This window comes from Agrobacterium sp. 16-172Ci (genome assembly GCF_053522725.1).
In genome coordinates this window covers 100,441-115,933 of sequence record NZ_JBNWBW010000002.1, presented here as the reverse complement: position 1 = coordinate 115,933, position 15,493 = coordinate 100,441, and the positions used below count along the sequence as shown (strand labels likewise).

Below are 15,493 nucleotides of genomic sequence, written 5' to 3'. Positions count from 1 at the left end.
GAAAGGCCGCGGCCAGAGCCGTACGCTGTCAGCGGTGTCGCGGAGCTTCATGTTGAAATTGAGACAATTCTCCGAATCGAAACCCGATCAAACGCGATGATAGGGATGACCGGAGAGGATCGTCACGGCACGGTAAAGCTGCTCTGCGATCAGGATACGAACGATCTGATGCGGCCATGTCAGCTTGCCGAGATTGAGAACGGCCGCCGCCTTGTCGTAGAGCGCGGGATCGAGCCCATCGGCTCCGCCTATGGCGATCACGAGGTCTCGCTTGCCGCTATCGCGTAAATCGCCAAAGAATGAAGCAAAGGCAGGACTGTCCAGCGCCTTTCCGCGCTCGTCCAGCAGCACGAGGGCAGCACCATCGGCCAAATGTTTTTCCAGCATCGCGGCTTCTTCGCGCTTGCGGGTCTCCGCATTGGAAGCGCGGCTTTCGGGAACCTCGATCACCCGTGAAAACTCCAGCCCGATCGCCGGGCCGGTCTTTGCCAGGCGCTCGATATAACGGGCCGCAAGATCCTTTTCGGGGCCGGATTTCAGCCGTCCCACCGCAAAAATTGAAATCCGCATCGCAAACCTGCATTCGTCGTGACCCAACAGGGTCACGCTCTTAACAGCATAGCCTGCGGATTCCTATGCGGCCGGTCTGATTTCCGGCCAGAGGCACCGTTTCCGAAGTCAGATATGATCTCCGGCAAAAGCGATGCACTCGCTCAAAGGCTCACCGCATCAATGCAGCGTCTCTTCCGGCATGTCCGGCGTCGCCCACATTTTTTCAATGTTGTAAAAGGCGCGGATTTCCGGTCGGAACACGTGAACGATGATGTCGCCGGTATCGATCAGCACCCAGTCTCCGGTCTCGAGACCTTCGACGCGGGCGTTTCCGAACCCTTCATCCTTCATGTCCTTGAGAAGATGCTCGCAAATCGCCGAAACATGCCTGTTCGACCGCCCGGAGACCACGACCATGTAGTCCGCAAGCGCCGATTTTCCGGCAATGTTGAGAGAGACGATATCTTCAGCCTTGGAGTCCTCGAGGCTCGCGAGGACGGTTTCGAGGGCATGGCCGGCGGCATCGGCGCCACTGTCCTGGCCCTTCGGGATAGCAACAAATGCTCTTCCCTTGGCGTGTACTGTTGTCAGAGGTTTTCCTTTCCAAGAAAGACAAAACAGGTACTGGCGACGCGATTCTCTGCGTCACACAATAAAGGTGGCATCAAAGCATTAACTTTTCAAGATATGGACCCATCGACACCCGGCACATACATCATTTGTGATCGAAGGCGTCATTTACGACCGTTGCGCAGCGCCGTGGAGCTGAGCGTCGAGCGCGGACCGTGAATGAAGACCCAGGCAGGGGCCGCTTTTTTCCACAAAACGCCGGCATCGTCCTCATCCACCCGTGCATGGCTGAAGGCCTGCGCCATGGTGGAGGAGAGATAAGAGAGCGTGGAGCCTGGCCGATCGATCACGGCAATCGGAAATGTCTCGGCGATCCGCCGCCATTTCTGCCAGCGATGGAAGCTTTTCAGATTGTCAGCTCCCATGATCCAGATGAAACGGACATGCGGATTTTTCGCCTTCACCTTGGCGAGCGTATTGGCCGTATAGCTCATCCCCAGTGATTTTTCGAAGGCCGTCACCTTGATACGCGGGTCGTGGACCAACTTTTCGCAGGCGGCGATGCGATCTTCCAGAGACGACAGGTCTGAGCGGCTTTTCAGCGGGTTGCCCGGTGTAACGATCCACCACAGCTGATCGAGACCGAGCCTGCGCAGCGCAATCTCTGCAACAAGCGCGTGACCGGCATGTGGCGGATTGAAAGAACCACCGAACAGGCCGACAACCATGCCGCGCTCCACATGCGGCATGGTGAGATAACGTCTGTCGAGGCGCTTGTCAGCCGGCAAATATCAGGTCCGTGTCTGGCCGGTGCCATGCACCCGGTATTTGAACGAGGTGAGCTGCTCGACGCCGACCGGGCCGCGCGCATGCATCTTGCCCGTGGCAATGCCGATTTCAGCACCCATGCCGAATTCGCCGCCGTCCGCGAACTGCGTCGAGGCATTGTGCAGGAGAATGGCCGAATCGAGTTCGTTGAAGAAGCGCGCGACTACATCGGGATCCTCGGCGATAACCGCCTCGGTGTGGTTGGACGAATAGGTGCCGATATGCTCGATCGCGCCTGAAATACCCTCCACCACGGCGACCGAAATGATCGCATCGAGATATTCGGTGCGCCAGTCCTCTTCCGTTGCCGGCGTGAGACCCGCCACCACATCGCGAACGGCCTGCGAACCGCGCACTTCGCAACCGGCTTCGATCAAGGCCTTAACAAGCGGCGCAAGATGGGTGGAAACGGCAGCGGCATCCACCAGCAGCGTTTCAGCCGCCCCACAAATACCGGTGCGACGCATCTTGGCGTTGACGACGATACGTTTCGCCATGTCGAGATCGGCCGATTTGTCGATATAGACATGACAAATGCCTTCTAGATGCGCGAAGACCGGCACACGGGCTTCCGACTGCACCCGCGCCACGAGGCTTTTACCACCGCGCGGCACGATGACATCAACCGTGCCGTTCAGGCCGCTGAGAAGCGCGCCGACAGCCGCGCGGTCGGTCACCGGCACCAGCTGAATGGCATGCTCGGGAAGACCGGCGATCTTCAGGCCTTCCACGAGGCAGGCATGGATAGCACGCGATGAATGTTGCGAATCAGACCCACCGCGCAGGATAACGGCATTGCCCGCCTTGAGGCACAAAGCGCCGGCATCCGCCGTCACGTTTGGGCGGCTTTCGTAGATCACACCGATGACGCCGAGCGGCGTGCGCACGCGCTCGATTCTCAGCCCATTCGGACGATCCCAGGCGGCGATGACTTCGCCGACCGGATCGGGCAGCGCCGCAACCGAACGGATGCCTTCGGCAATACCGGCGATCCTTGCATCGTTGAGGGTCAACCTGTCCACGAAGGAAGCGGCAAGGCCTGCACTTTCCGCCGCGGCCAGATCTTTCCTGTTGGCGGCGAGGATCGCATCCCTGGATGCCTCGATGGCGGAGGCCATGGCAAGCAGCGCGCGGTTCTTCTGGTCTGTGCCGGCGATGGATAACGGTCGCGAAGCAGCTTTCGCCTGAGCGCCGATGGTGATCATCAGCGCGTCAATATCATGGCTCTGCTTCACGGCCTGTTCAGGCATGGACCTCATCCTTCTTTGCATTTTTAACTTTGACGGCAGCGCCCGTCATCACCAGATCGTCACGATGAATCATGGCCGCCCGCCCGACATAACCGAGGATCGCCTCGATCTCGTTGGACTTGTGACCGATGATAAGACGCGCCTCTTCAGCATCGTAACCCGCAAGACCACGAGCGACTTCACGGCCTTCCGCACCGATAATGGCGATTGCGTCACCACGGCCGAAATTGCCCTTCACCGTCCGCACGCCTGCTGGAAGCAGACTTTTGCCGGCATAGAGAGCCTTTTCCGCGCCGGCATCCACGTGGATTTCGCCGGCCGGCTGCAATTGCCCGGCAATCCAGGTCTTGCGCGCCGTCACCGGCGTGCCCGAAGGCGCAAACCATGAGGAGCGCGCGCCGTTTTCAATAGCCTTCAAAGGATTAAGCGTCTTGCCGGAAGCGATGATCATGCCGCAGCCGGCAGCCGTCGCGATCTTGCCCGCGTCGATCTTGGTGCGCATGCCGCCGCGTGAAAGCTCGGATGCCGCACCGCCTGCCATGGCCTCGATTTCGGGGGTAATATCGGCAATCGTCTCAAGGAATTTCGCGTCGGGATCAAGATGCGGCGGAGCCGTGTAAAGCCCGTCAATGTCCGAAAGCAGCACCAGAAGATCGGCGCCCGTCATGGTCGCCACACGCGCCGCCAGACGGTCATTGTCGCCATAGCGGATTTCGGTGGTCGCCACGGTATCGTTTTCATTGATGATCGGGATAGCGCCGATCTTCAGCAACTGGTTGATGGTGGCGCGCGCATTGAGATAACGGCGACGCTCTTCGGTATCGGAGAGCGTCAGAAGAATCTGGCCGGCGACGATCTCATGCCGCGACAGGCTTTCCGACCATGCCCGCGCCAGCGCGATCTGGCCGACAGCCGCCGCCGCCTGGCTTTCTTCCAGCTTCAATGCACCGGAAGGCAGGCCAAGCACGGTGCGGCCAAGCGCGATGGCGCCCGAAGACACAACCTGCACATCCGCGCCATTTTTCTTCAGCGCGGCGATATCCTCGCAGATGGCGTCGAGCCAGTCTTTCTTGAGACCGGTCTTCCGGTCCACCAGAAGCGCCGACCCGATCTTGATGACGATCCGGTGATGGCTCGCCAGCGGCTTGCGCGTCAGGCTCATAGGCGGTCGTCCTCTTCCTCGGCCTCGCTGTCCTCATGCGGCATCGACCGGTCGGGCAGGGCGGTTTCGCCGCCATTGCTCGCCGAGACGATGACATCGCGAAGGGCGCGCAGCGCTTCCGTCATGCCGATATGGGCGGCAGCGGAGAGAAGTAGCGGGGGACGGCCGCAGGCCTTCTCCAGTTCCTTGGCTTTCTTTTTCAGCTCTTTTTCATCAAGCACGTCGATCTGCGACAGCGCCACGATTTCCGGCTTGTCGGTCAGCCCGCCGCCATAGGCGTCCAGCTCGGCCTTAACGGTCTTATAGGCCTTGCCGACCTTTTCTTCCTGCGCGGAAACGAGATGCAGAAGCACACGGGTACGCTCCACATGGCCGAGGAAACGGTCACCGATGCCCACACCCTCATGCGCGCCTTCGATGAGGCCGGGAATATCGGCCAGCACGAATTCACGGCCATCGATTGTCGCGACGCCTAGGTTCGGATGCAGCGTGGTGAAAGGATAGTTGGCAATCTTCGGTCGCGCGCGGGTAACTGTCGCAAGGAAAGTGGACTTACCCGCATTCGGAAGGCCAACGAGACCCGCATCAGCGATCAGCTTCAGCCGCAGCCAGACAGTTTTTTCCTCGCCTGCAAGGCCGGGATTGGCGTGCGTCGGCGCCTGATTGGTCGACGACTTGAAATAGGCATTGCCGAAGCCGCCGTTGCCGCCGGCGGCAAGGCGAAAACGCTGGCCTTCCTTGGTAAGGTCAACGATCAGCGTGTCATTGTCTTCCTCGAAGATCTGTGTACCGACGGGCACCTTCAGCACCACATCCGAGCCCTTGGCGCCGGTGCGGGTCTTGCCCATGCCGTGCTGTCCGATCGAGGCCTTGAAATGCTGCTGGAAACGGAAATCGATCAGCGTGTTGAGGCCGTTGACCACCTCAACCCAGACATCGCCGCCGCGTCCGCCATCGCCACCGTCAGGACCGCCGAATTCGATGAATTTTTCGCGCCGGAAGGAAACGGCGCCCGCGCCACCGTCACCGGACTTGATATAGACTTTTGCTTCATCGAGAAATTTCATCGGACTGCCGTTCTGTCGGTTTGCGGACGCAACAATCTTGCCATTGCGTCGAACAAAAATATCGTCGTTTCGAATACAAGCGCTTCTCCGCAAGGTCAAAGACTATCGTGCGGGAAGCCCATGCGTGAGACAAGGCCGGTTTGGGACAAACCGGCCTTGTTTGGGTTGCTAGCGATGCGGCGGAATGAAATCCTCAGCCGTGATCATCGTATCGATATGCGCCACCATGGCGGCGCGCGCCGTGGCATAGATTTGGTGGCAACCGGTCACCCGGAAGCCGAGTTTTTCCTGCACGCGCAGCGAAGCGGGATTATCCGCAAATACGCCGGAGTGAAGGGTCATTCCGGGCATACGGCGGAAGAACCGCTCGACCACGGCGGCCACCGCCTCGGTCATGTAACCCTTGCCCCAGTAGAAGCGGTTGAGCCAATAGCCGAGATGCCACTCGCCGTGCCGCAATTCCACCGAGACGACGCCAATCAGGGTGTCGTCACCGCTGGTAATGGCGAAATCCCAGTCGGGCAGGGTGCCGGAGGTGCGCAAGACCAGCCATTCCAGCGCATCCTGCTTGTGGTAGGGCGCGGGAACGCGGGCCAGCATTCTGGTCACGGCGAAATCGCCAAGCGATTCCGCAATGCTGCCGGCATCGGAAAGCCGCTGCGGCCGCAGCACCAGACGCTTTGTCTCGATGACAGGGCAGGGGCCGGGCGGCGCCACGGCAGTGGCGGCGCGGCGACGGGTAAGCTCTATCGTGCTCATCCCATATCCCCCCAACTCTTCAGCGAAACCCAGGTCTTGCGGTCCAGCCTGTACCATTCAACCGGCACCATGCCGCCAAGCGCCAGCGAACCGACCATACCGGAGCCCTGGAACTGGAAACCGCATTTCTGGATGACGCGGCGCGACGCGATGTTGGTGACCCGGCAACGGGCATCGATCTGGTCGATTTCACGCGTGCGGAAGGCCATGTCGATCAGCGCATGCGCGGCTTCCGTCATGTAACCCCGGTTCCAGTAGGGTTCCCCCAGCCAGTAACCGATCTCCAGCGTCTTTTCGTCTTCCTGGGGTTCGAGCGCGCAGCAGCCCAGAAACTCGCCATTGTCCATGCGGGTAATCGCATAGACGCACTTGCCAATCTCGCCAGCTTTGGAGCGTCGCACAAAATCCGCGGCGTCTTTGGCCGTGTAAGGGTGCGGCATACGCGACACCATGGTCGCGATATTGGCATTGTTGGCAAGATGGGCAAGGGCGTCGATGTCTTCTTCGTGAGGCTTGCGCAAAACCAGCCTCTGCGACAGTAAAACGGGGCAATCGCTCCTCGACCGATCGGGCCTCGGCCGTTCCTCGGGTGACCGTGATTGGTCAACCCTCAACAATTCAGCTTGCATGGTTCAGTCCCTCCTTGGGGTTAAAGAAAAAGGGGAGTTGGGTGGTGCCCCATCTCCCCTGTTTTCTTGACTGAACCTGATACGTCTCAGCCGGGTCGATGGGACACCGGCTGCATATGACGCTTACCGGCTTATTCTGCGGCTTCCGCTTTCGGGGCCACGGATACGAATACGCGGCCGTTGGCCTTCGTACGGAAGTTCACGTTACCTGCGGTCAGTGCGAAAATCGTGTGGTCCTTGCCGATGCCAACATTGGCGCCCGGATGCCACTGCGTGCCGCGCTGACGCAGAATAATGTTGCCTGGAATGACAGCTTCGCCGCCGAACTTCTTTACGCCAAGGCGCTTGGATTCGGAATCGCGACCGTTACGCGAGGAACCGCCAGCTTTTTTGTGTGCCATTGGAGTTCTCCTTTAAACCTTGTTTCCCGTGTCGCGCCGATCAGGCAGCAACGATGTCCGTGATGCGGACGACAGTGTGATGCTGACGATGGCCGCGCGAACGCTTGGAGTTCTGACGACGACGCTTCTTGAAGGCGATGACCTTCTTGCCGCGATTGTGCTCGACAACTTCAGCCTTGACGATGGCGCCCTTGACGAAGGGAGCACCGAACTTGGCGTCGGCGCCTTCGCCAACAACGAGAACTTCGGTGAATTCTACAGTTGCGCCTGCCTCTGCTTCCAGCTTTTCGATGGTCAGCACGGCGTCGGCCGCTACGCGGTACTGCTTACCGCCGGTCTTGATGACTGCGAACATTTTTTATCCTTTCATGTTCGTTCCGGCTCTGCCCGCAAATGCAAGCTGGCCGTCTTTTTATCAGTCGGAGTAGCGGAAATCCGTCAGGACTGAACGCCCTTTTGAATGTCTGCCGGTGAAGCCGCCTTTTGAAGGGCGGAATAAACAGAAGGCGCACTACGCCATCAATTTGGGTGCCGATTACGCGAGACGCCCGTTTATGTCAAGATGACGACGGCTTGAAAAGTAACTGTAACGCCAAGAATTTCATGCTTTTTCGGCGGGTGAAGCAGTCGGGTCTCGAAATTTGTCCAGCAAGTGTTTATATGGGCCTTCCAACAAGGAGCAGAAATGGCCCGCATAGACCAGACCGACGATTGGCGGGACCGCCATGCGCCGACACTTTCCGCCTTCGAGTCGCTTGCGATCGAGGCATATGGCCACCTGCCGGAAGAATTTCGCGCGCTGACGAAAGATCTCATCATCGAGATCGCCGATTTTCCGACCGATGACGTGTTCGAAGACATGGCGCTCGAAACACCCTTCGATCTTCTCGGACTGTTCGAAGGACGCGGCATCTCCGAACGGTTCACCATGGAAACGGGTGAGATGGTGAACCGCATCACGCTTTATCGCCGTCCCATTCTCGACTACTGGGCCGAGAACGAGGAAACCCTGGGCGATATCATCACCCATGTCCTCATCCACGAGATCGGCCATCATTTCGGCCTGTCGGATGACGACATGGAGCGGATCGAAGAAAGCGCCGACGAGGCCGCCGCCGATCGCTGATCGGGGCGGCTACCGCCGCTCACTGCTCGCCGAGCTTCATATCCGGATGGTATTCCTTGCCCTCGACCACCTTGGTCACGGCCTGGCCGCAATGCATGACGCCGCTTGCGGCGTTGAAGGCATAGCTTGGCGAACCCGCGAGCTCCCAACCCTTGTTCAGTGCTTCCGTGACCCGGTGACAGAATTTCGCGTCGTCCGGACCGGTTATGAAACGATAGACCTTCACGTCTTATTTGCCTCTCTTTGTGCGATGATATCGGCCATGGCGACCAGCCTTTCGGCCTGCCCCACATGCAGCCGCTCGATCATGCGGCCGTTCATGTTGATGACGTTCAATTCCACAGATTCGGGTTTTGCGAAAGCGGCAATGATCTCGCGGGCTTCCGCAACCGCTGCCCGGTCCGGGGCGAAGCACCGGTTGGCCGGCTCGATCTGTGCCGGGTGGATCAGCATCTTGCCATCGAACCCCATGGCGCGACCCTGCTCACATTCGGCTTCGAAAGCGGCGATATCGCGGAAATCGTTCGAGACGCTGTCGATGACATCCAGACCATAGGCACGGGCGGCAAGCACCACCTGCATCATCCAGGGCACGAGATAAGTGCGTCCGGGAAGGGCCGACACCCTCGTTGCCTTACGCAGGTCGTTGAGCCCGATGACAAAAGCCGAAAGCCGCGCATCCGGCGTATGGGCCGCGTCAGCAATCGAGGCGGCATTCAGGACACCAAGCGGCGTTTCGATCATCGCCCAGATTTTCAGGTGCTCAGGCGCATCCGCCTCGGCCAGAAGATCGGCCACATCGTGAATATCGGCCGGCTGCTCCACCTTCGGCAAAAGAATTGCATCCGGCCGGCAGGAAAGCACAAGCTGCAAATCCGCCTTACCGTCGGGCGTGGAAAGCGGGTTGATGCGGATAATGATCTCGCCCGCTGCAAAGGGCGCTTGCGAAAACAGCTTTTGCAGATTGTCCCGCGCCTCGTCCTTCATCCCGGGCGCGACCGAATCCTCCAGATCGAGGATCACTCCGTCACAATCGAGATAGCGGATTTTTTCCAGTGCCCGGACATTGATGGCCGGCACGGAGAGCAACGAACGACGTGGTCTCACAAGAATATTTTCGGAAAAGTTGACCATGCCGCACTTGTGTCAAGCTTTTGTGACATCTGCAAGCTGACAATCCACTGAATCCTCTTGCAAGCCGGAAGAAGAAGGCCCACATTCGTCTGGATAGAAAGGTTTGGATCATGCAAGGCATACGTTCGTTTTTCATCGCCGCATCCGGCATTGCAATTCTCGCGATAGTCGCCCTTTTCACCGCGTCGCTCACGGTCGCTTTTATCGGCGTGCTCGCGGTTCTCAGTGCTGCCCGCCTGCTTTCCGCGCGTCTGAAGCCGGCCCCCATTCCGGTCAAGCCCCGTAACCAGCGCGATATGCGCGTCTGGAACGACGGCAAGGGCACGATTATCGATCTCTGAGATCGTCTCGAATCGGCAAAATGCCAGAGCGCCGCGCGCGGCGTACCGAAGAACGCGGGTTTGCGCTTCTAAAGTGATGAGTTTTGCAGTATTTCCCGGCAGAACACGTCCGGTGAGCTTTAACCAGCCCCGGATTTTGTTGAAGGGAAACACGGGAAGCGACAGATGGAAAAATTCACCAAGCTGACGGGCGTTGCCGCGCCCATGCCGGTGGTCAATATCGACACCGATATGATCATTCCGAAAGACTATCTGAAGACCATCAAGCGCACCGGCCTCGGCAAGGGCCTCTTCGCCGAGTCGCGTTATCTTGAGGATGGTTCACCCAATCCGGATTTCGTACTGAACAAGCCCGCCTACCAGAACGCCCAGATTCTTGTCGCCGGTGACAATTTTGGTTGCGGCTCTTCGCGCGAACATGCGCCATGGGCGCTTCTCGATTTTGGCATCCGCTGCGTGATCTCCACCAGCTTCGCCGACATCTTCTACAATAACTGTTTCAAGAACGGCATCCTGCCGATCGTCGTCAGTCCCGAGAACCTCGAAAAGTTGCTGGACGATGCGTCGCGCGGATCGAACGCCGTTCTCTCCGTCGATCTGGAAAGTCAGGAAATCAGCGGCCCCGATGGCGGTACGATCACCTTCGAGATCGATGAATTCAAGCGCCATTGCATGCTGAACGGTCTGGACGATATCGGCCTGACGCTCGAACATTCGGGCGCCATCGACACGTTCGAAAAGGCAAACGCCTCGGTCCGCCCCTGGGCCTGACCACATTTCGCTCTTCAAAAAAGCCGATCCCGTACCAAACAGTACCGGATCGGCTTTTGCTTTGCTTGAAAAGCCCTTGAGGCGGAGATAAGAAGCCTCCGATCCCGTCCGGCCACGATACGACTTCTCATGTGCAGGAGGGAAACGAGTTTGACGCCGCGTTCGCCGCAATCGAAAACCCTTCAGGATGTTTTCCGGCGCACCGCCCAAGGAGGGTTCTCATGACAGTCCGTTCGCTTTTCCTGCTGCCCGGTGACGGTATCGGCCCCGAAGCCATGGCCGAAGTTCGCAAGCTGATCGATTATATGAACAGCGCGCACAATGCCGGCTTCACCGTTGCGGAAGGTCTGGTCGGCGGCTCTGCTTATGACGCCCATGGCGTGGCGATTTCCGATGCGGATATGGAAAAGGCGCTTGCCGCCGATGCGATCCTGTTCGGCGCCGTCGGCGGCCCGAAATGGGATGGCGTCCCCTACGAGCACCGCCCGGAAGCCGGTCTGCTTCGCCTGCGCAAGGATCTCGAACTTTTCGCCAATCTGCGCCCGGCCATCTGCTACCCGGCGCTTGCCGCGGCCTCTTCGCTGAAGCCGGAACTGGTCGAAGGCCTCGATATCCTCATCGTCCGCGAGCTGACGGGCGGTGTTTATTTCGGTGAGCCGAAGCAGATCATCGATCTCGGCAACGGCCAGAAGCGCGGCATCGACACGCAGATTTACGACACTTTCGAGATCGAGCGTATCGCCAGCGTCGCTTTCGAACTGGCCCGCACCCGCGACAACCGCGTCTGCTCGATGGAAAAGCGCAACGTCATGAAATCCGGCGTTCTTTGGAACCAGGTGGTCACCGAAACCCACGCCGCCAAGTTCAAGGATGTTCAGCTGGAACATATGCTGGCCGATGCCGGCGGTATGCAGCTGGTGCGCAAGCCCAAGCAGTTCGATGTGATCGTAACCGACAACCTCTTCGGCGACATGCTCTCCGACGTCGCCGCCATGCTCACCGGCTCGCTCGGCATGCTGCCGTCCGCTTCGCTCGGCGCGCCTGACGCCAAGACGGGCAAGCGCAAGGCCATGTATGAGCCGGTCCACGGTTCGGCCCCGGATATTGCCGGCAAGGGCATCGCCAACCCCATCGCCATGATCGCGTCCTTCGCCATGTGCCTGCGTTACTCGTTCAACATGGTGGATGAGGCAACGAAGCTCGAAGCAGCGATCGCAAACGTGCTCGACAAGGGCATCCGCACCGCCGACATCATGGCCGAGGGCAGCCGTCAGGTCGGCACCTCTGAAATGGGCGACGCGGTTCTCGCCGAATTCAAGGCGCTTTCGGCGTAAGGCTCGACGAAACCGGTTGGGCAGGCGGCACCTTTGCCTGCCCATCTTCCTTCGGCAGAAGATGCTCATATCTTTTGTCAGTCAGCGTTTTCAGAAAGGCGACGATGGCGTCCACACGCTTGTCGTCCAGCGCCGGCGCGGATGTCAGTTCCGCCATGGCGATATTTTCAGGCACTTCCGGCGCATCCCACGTCTTACCCGTTTCCGGATTGATCTGGCGGCTCGGCTTCTTGCTTTTATATTTCACATAAAACAGCACTACCGTACGCAAATCCTTAAACACACCATTGTGCATGTAAGGACCGGTGACGGCGACATTGCGCAACGTCGGCACCTTGAACTTGCCACGCTGGGCGGTATCGCCGGCAACTTCAGGATTTTGCGCCAGACCCAGATCGACCGCGCCCGGCTTGGAGCCGTTCACGGCCCGAACCGATATATTGGCGGGAACGCCGATGTTGAAATATTTGTGGTTGGTGAAGAGGCCGTCCTCCAGGCCCTTGGCGCCGCGGATTTCATGGCAGGTATTGCAATTGGTGAATTGCGTCGAGGAGATCAGGACCCGACCCAGCTCTTCCTGATCGGTCAGCTTCTCCTCACCGCGCAGGAAGCGGTCATATTTGGAATCGAAGGTGGAGAACTCATCCGAACGCTCAAAGCTCGCCAGCGCCTTCGTCATCGCGGCATAGGCGGTGTCGTCGCTCGCAAAAACATCCTTGCCGAACTGCGTGCCGAAAGCCGCGACATAATCCGGGTTTTCCCTGAGCCGTTTGACGACCGAGGCCTTGTCCGGCATGCCCATTTCGAGGGGATTGAGCGGCGGACCGCCCGCCTGATCTTCAAGCAGGGAGGCGCGGCCATCCCAGAACTGCCCGCCGACATATTCTCCCGCCGCATTCCTGCCGAATGGCGGCGTGAAGCGAGCATAAGCTGCAGTCGGCGCGTTGCGGTCGCCCAGTGAAATGCCGTCATCGCCAAGCGATACATCCCGTCCCACCTTGTCGCTCTCCCGCGCATCGGAAAAACCGGCGGCCTGCATATGGCAGGTGGAACAGGCCATGGTGCGGTTCATCGAAAGACTGGGATCGTCGAATAGCGCGGCACCCAGTTTTTCCAGCGTCGCATAGTCTTCACCGCCGTGGGCAGCCATACCATCGACACCGGTGCCCAAGGGGGCCAGCAGAATGGATGCGGCAAGAGCAGCGGAGACAAAAAATCCGGGTTTCATCATCGGTAGGCACCCTCGATATAAATGCGCGAGAGCAGGTTCGGACCGGGACATATGAAGCGGCTTTCGGTCCTGCCGCGCTTCACCGAACATGGATCACGGGAGATAACTCCGTGCTTCCATGCCCTATAAAGAAATCTATAGCACTTTCCCGTGATCCAGGCCTACAAACTTTCGCAGCTTGGTCCACTTTGCCGCAGGTCCACGGACCAAACCCGGAAACGATCAACTGCCTCTGGCGATGGCATGGAAAAAGGTGCCCGAGACAAACCCTCTTCTGCCACCTGATGGCCCGAGCGGACGACCCTGCCCGTCCGCAATCTGGGCGAAGGGCTCATCGCGACCGGGATCGGTAACCCGAGCATAATGGAATTCATGGCCGCGCAGAACATCTCCCACCGCGCCGAGCGGTCCGCTTGCCGCGATTGTTGCCTGCCGGTAGCCGAGATTCATCTTGCGCGTCGCAAAGCTGGTGGCATGCGACAGAAGCCCGGTCATGGCATGGGTCACGCCATCCGCATCTTCCAGCGCCTCGCCCAGCACCATGTAGCCGCCGCACTCGCCATGAACAGGCTTTGCCGCGGCAAAGCGGGCAATACCCGCCTTGAAACCAGCCGCATCCGCAAGCTTTCCGGCAAAAAGCTCGGGATACCCACCCGGCAGCCAGCAGATATCGCAGCTCCCGTCGGGCGCCTCATCCGCGAGCGGCGAGAACGGCACGATCTCGGCCCCGGCCGCCTGCCAATGCTTTCTGAGATGCGGATAAAGGAAAGTGAACGCCGCATCCTCTGCCAGCGCGATGCGCTGGCCGGGCGGTGCAATCGCCGCGTCCACCGAGCCAGAAGGCACATTCACCGGCGCGGCGAGTGAAAGCAGGGCATCGAGATCGATGGATTTTTCCATCGCATCCGCGAGCCGTTCGATATGCGCATCGATTTCCGGATGTTCGCTGGCCTGCACCAGCCCCAGATGCCGTTCAGGCAGGATGAGCGAAGGATCACGCAGCACACAGCCGGCAACAGGAAGGCCGATTTTTTCGATGGCTTCCGTGCACAGCGTCCGGTGTCTTTCGCTGCCCGCCCGGTTCAGCACCACCGCCGCCATGGTAACGGCCGGATCGTAGTGGGCAAAACCATGGGCGACGGCAGCGGCCGTCTGCGATTGGCCGGACACATCCAGCACCAGCAACACGGGAATGCCGAACAGCCGCGCCAAATCCGCCGCCGAACCTGTGCGATTTTCCGCAACCGGAATGCCGTCGAACAGGCCCATGGCGCTTTCGATCAGAACAAGCTCCGTATCCTCGGCCTGCTGCGAAAACAGGTGCCGCAGCAATTCCGGCCGCATGGCCCAGCTGTCCAGATTGAGGCCGGCTGTGCCGGTGGCGAAGGTATGGAAACCGGGATCGATGTAGTCAGGCCCGGTCTTGATGCCGCGCACCTTGATGCCGCGTCGGGCAAAGGCCCGGAGCAGACCGATAGTTACGCTGGTCTTGCCGGAACCCGAACGCGGCGCACCGATGATGATCGCCCGCGCCGTCATGAGCCGGAAACTCCAAGACGCGCGCGCATCGAAACAATCTCGCCGATGACGATCAAAGCCGGCGCCTCGAAATTTTGCCTGATTGCATCGTCAGCTATGCTTTCCAGCGAGCCGATGAAAATCCGCTCCTGCGCCGTCGTTGCCGACATGATGACGGCGACCGGCGTTTCGCGGGAACGCCCACCCTGCATCAAAAGGCTGGCAATCGTGCCGATATTCTTCAGCCCCATATAAACGACGATGGGTTCGCGTGTTTTCGAAAGCGCCAGCCAGTCCAGATCCTCTTCGGTGCCCGCCGCGTGGCCCGTGGCCAGCGTCACCGCGCGGCTGATGCCGCGCATGGTGGCGGGGATGCGGGCGGAAGCAAGCGCGGTGAACGACGAGGTCATGCCCGGCAATATGCGGAACGGAATGCCGGCATGGACAAGCGCCTCCGCCTCTTCACCGCCGCGCCCGAAAATAAAGGGATCACCGCCCTTCAGCCGCAGCACCTTTTTGCCTTGGCTAGCGAAATCGATCAGCGAAGCAGTAATGTCATCCTGCGTCGCAGAAGGCTTGCCACCCCTTTTGCCCGCAAACACAATCTCCGCCTGCGGACCAAGCGCTATGACTTCGTCGCTCACCAGCGCATCGCGCACGATAATATCGGCCTGAGACAGCGCGAGCGCCACTTCCAGCGTCAGATAACGCACATCGCCCGGCCCTGCGCCCGCGAGCCAGACGTGGCCGGCTTCGAAGACCGGACCTTTTGCGGCAATGCTGTTCAAAATCTGCGCTATCGACATTCTTCCTGGCTGCT

19 protein-coding genes are annotated in these 15,493 nt (G+C 59.6%); 4 read left to right on the top strand and 15 right to left on the bottom strand.

All coding sequences use genetic code 11. The annotated features are described in order from the left end of the window. Positions 1–87: 87 nt before the first annotated feature. The 10 genes from rlmH to rplU all read right to left on the bottom strand — a co-directional run bounded on the left by rlmH (position 88) and on the right by rplU (position 7,573). On the bottom strand, positions 88–570 hold the full coding sequence (gene rlmH / locus ACQZ40_RS03590) for a 23S rRNA (pseudouridine(1915)-N(3))-methyltransferase RlmH (RefSeq protein WP_448747414.1): 483 nt from the start codon (positions 568–570) through the stop codon (positions 88–90). A 159-nt stretch (positions 571–729) separates the two neighbouring features. Continuing rightward, the gene (rsfS, locus tag ACQZ40_RS03585) at positions 730–1,173 is read right to left on the bottom strand and encodes a ribosome silencing factor (protein ID WP_448747496.1); all 444 of its coding nucleotides are present in this window, start codon (positions 1,171–1,173) and stop codon (positions 730–732) included. Positions 1,174–1,286: 113 nt separating this feature from the next. Further along, positions 1,287–1,871, bottom strand: a complete 585-nt coding sequence (locus ACQZ40_RS03580) for a nicotinate-nucleotide adenylyltransferase (RefSeq protein WP_434782048.1) — start codon at positions 1,869–1,871, stop codon at positions 1,287–1,289. A gap of 42 nt (positions 1,872–1,913) precedes the next feature. Continuing rightward, positions 1,914–3,200, bottom strand: coding sequence for a glutamate-5-semialdehyde dehydrogenase (locus tag ACQZ40_RS03575; protein ID WP_220317755.1), 1,287 nt, complete (start codon positions 3,198–3,200; stop codon positions 1,914–1,916). After that, complete coding sequence (gene proB / locus ACQZ40_RS03570; protein ID WP_448747413.1) at positions 3,193–4,362, bottom strand: glutamate 5-kinase; 1,170 nt, start codon at positions 4,360–4,362, stop codon at positions 3,193–3,195. The genes ACQZ40_RS03575 and proB overlap by 8 nt, the downstream gene beginning before the upstream one ends. After that, positions 4,359–5,429, bottom strand: a complete 1,071-nt coding sequence (obgE, locus tag ACQZ40_RS03565) for a GTPase ObgE (protein ID WP_448747412.1) — start codon at positions 5,427–5,429, stop codon at positions 4,359–4,361. The genes proB and obgE overlap by 4 nt, the downstream gene beginning before the upstream one ends. A 168-nt stretch (positions 5,430–5,597) precedes the next feature. After that, a complete protein-coding gene (locus tag ACQZ40_RS03560) occupies positions 5,598–6,188 on the bottom strand; it encodes a GNAT family N-acetyltransferase (RefSeq protein WP_448747411.1) in 591 nt (196 codons plus the stop codon). Next, positions 6,185–6,817, bottom strand: a complete 633-nt coding sequence (locus tag ACQZ40_RS03555) for a GNAT family N-acetyltransferase (RefSeq protein WP_003505256.1) — start codon at positions 6,815–6,817, stop codon at positions 6,185–6,187. Before ACQZ40_RS03555 ends, ACQZ40_RS03560 begins: the two co-directional genes overlap by 4 nt. Positions 6,818–6,948: 131 nt before the next feature. Next, complete coding sequence (gene rpmA, locus ACQZ40_RS03550) at positions 6,949–7,218, bottom strand: 50S ribosomal protein L27 (protein ID WP_003492686.1); 270 nt, start codon at positions 7,216–7,218, stop codon at positions 6,949–6,951. A gap of 40 nt (positions 7,219–7,258) precedes the next feature. Then, entirely contained in the window at positions 7,259–7,573 is a 315-nt protein-coding gene (gene rplU, locus ACQZ40_RS03545; protein ID WP_003492690.1) for a 50S ribosomal protein L21, read from the bottom strand. Between the two features lie 330 nt (positions 7,574–7,903). Here rplU and ACQZ40_RS03540 point away from each other — a divergent pair, with 330 nt between their 5' ends. Beyond that, positions 7,904–8,344: a metallopeptidase family protein gene (locus ACQZ40_RS03540; RefSeq protein ID WP_003520258.1), complete on the top strand. Its 441-nt coding sequence runs from the start codon at positions 7,904–7,906 to the stop codon at positions 8,342–8,344. Positions 8,345–8,363: 19 nt separating this feature from the next. On the opposite strand, the gene ACQZ40_RS03535 is transcribed toward ACQZ40_RS03540, so the two are convergent. Together ACQZ40_RS03535 and ACQZ40_RS03530 are read right to left on the bottom strand one after the other, a co-directional pair. Next, the gene (locus ACQZ40_RS03535) at positions 8,364–8,570 is read right to left on the bottom strand and encodes a DUF1737 domain-containing protein (protein WP_003505258.1); all 207 of its coding nucleotides are present in this window, start codon (positions 8,568–8,570) and stop codon (positions 8,364–8,366) included. Further along, on the bottom strand, positions 8,567–9,478 hold the full coding sequence (locus tag ACQZ40_RS03530; RefSeq protein WP_174036609.1) for an HpcH/HpaI aldolase/citrate lyase family protein: 912 nt from the start codon (positions 9,476–9,478) through the stop codon (positions 8,567–8,569). Before ACQZ40_RS03530 ends, ACQZ40_RS03535 begins: the two co-directional genes overlap by 4 nt. Positions 9,479–9,588: 110 nt before the next feature. Here ACQZ40_RS03530 and ACQZ40_RS03525 point away from each other — a divergent pair, with 110 nt between their 5' ends. The 3 genes from ACQZ40_RS03525 to leuB all read left to right on the top strand — a co-directional run bounded on the left by ACQZ40_RS03525 (position 9,589) and on the right by leuB (position 11,924). Continuing rightward, positions 9,589–9,819 carry a hypothetical protein gene (locus ACQZ40_RS03525; protein ID WP_020809819.1) on the top strand — a complete coding sequence of 77 codons (231 nt, stop codon included), beginning with the start codon at positions 9,589–9,591 and terminating at the stop codon, positions 9,817–9,819. A gap of 165 nt (positions 9,820–9,984) precedes the next feature. Beyond that, positions 9,985–10,590: a 3-isopropylmalate dehydratase small subunit gene (gene leuD / locus ACQZ40_RS03520; RefSeq protein ID WP_020809820.1), complete on the top strand. Its 606-nt coding sequence runs from the start codon at positions 9,985–9,987 to the stop codon at positions 10,588–10,590. Positions 10,591–10,811: 221 nt separating this feature from the next. Continuing rightward, a complete protein-coding gene (gene leuB, locus ACQZ40_RS03515) occupies positions 10,812–11,924 on the top strand; it encodes a 3-isopropylmalate dehydrogenase (protein WP_065657028.1) in 1,113 nt (370 codons plus the stop codon). On the opposite strand, the gene ACQZ40_RS03510 is transcribed toward leuB, so the two are convergent. The 3 genes from ACQZ40_RS03510 to cobA all read right to left on the bottom strand — a co-directional run bounded on the left by ACQZ40_RS03510 (position 11,905) and on the right by cobA (position 15,479). Beyond that, positions 11,905–13,155: a cytochrome-c peroxidase gene (locus ACQZ40_RS03510; RefSeq protein WP_338810990.1), complete on the bottom strand. Its 1,251-nt coding sequence runs from the start codon at positions 13,153–13,155 to the stop codon at positions 11,905–11,907. The two genes, leuB and ACQZ40_RS03510, sit on opposite strands and share 20 nt — an antisense overlap. Positions 13,156–13,377: 222 nt before the next feature. Beyond that, complete coding sequence (locus ACQZ40_RS03505; protein WP_080856882.1) at positions 13,378–14,694, bottom strand: cobyrinate a,c-diamide synthase; 1,317 nt, start codon at positions 14,692–14,694, stop codon at positions 13,378–13,380. After that, positions 14,691–15,479, bottom strand: coding sequence for a uroporphyrinogen-III C-methyltransferase (gene cobA, locus ACQZ40_RS03500; protein WP_220317759.1), 789 nt, complete (start codon positions 15,477–15,479; stop codon positions 14,691–14,693). Before cobA ends, ACQZ40_RS03505 begins: the two co-directional genes overlap by 4 nt. Between the last annotated feature and the right edge of the window lie 14 nt (positions 15,480–15,493).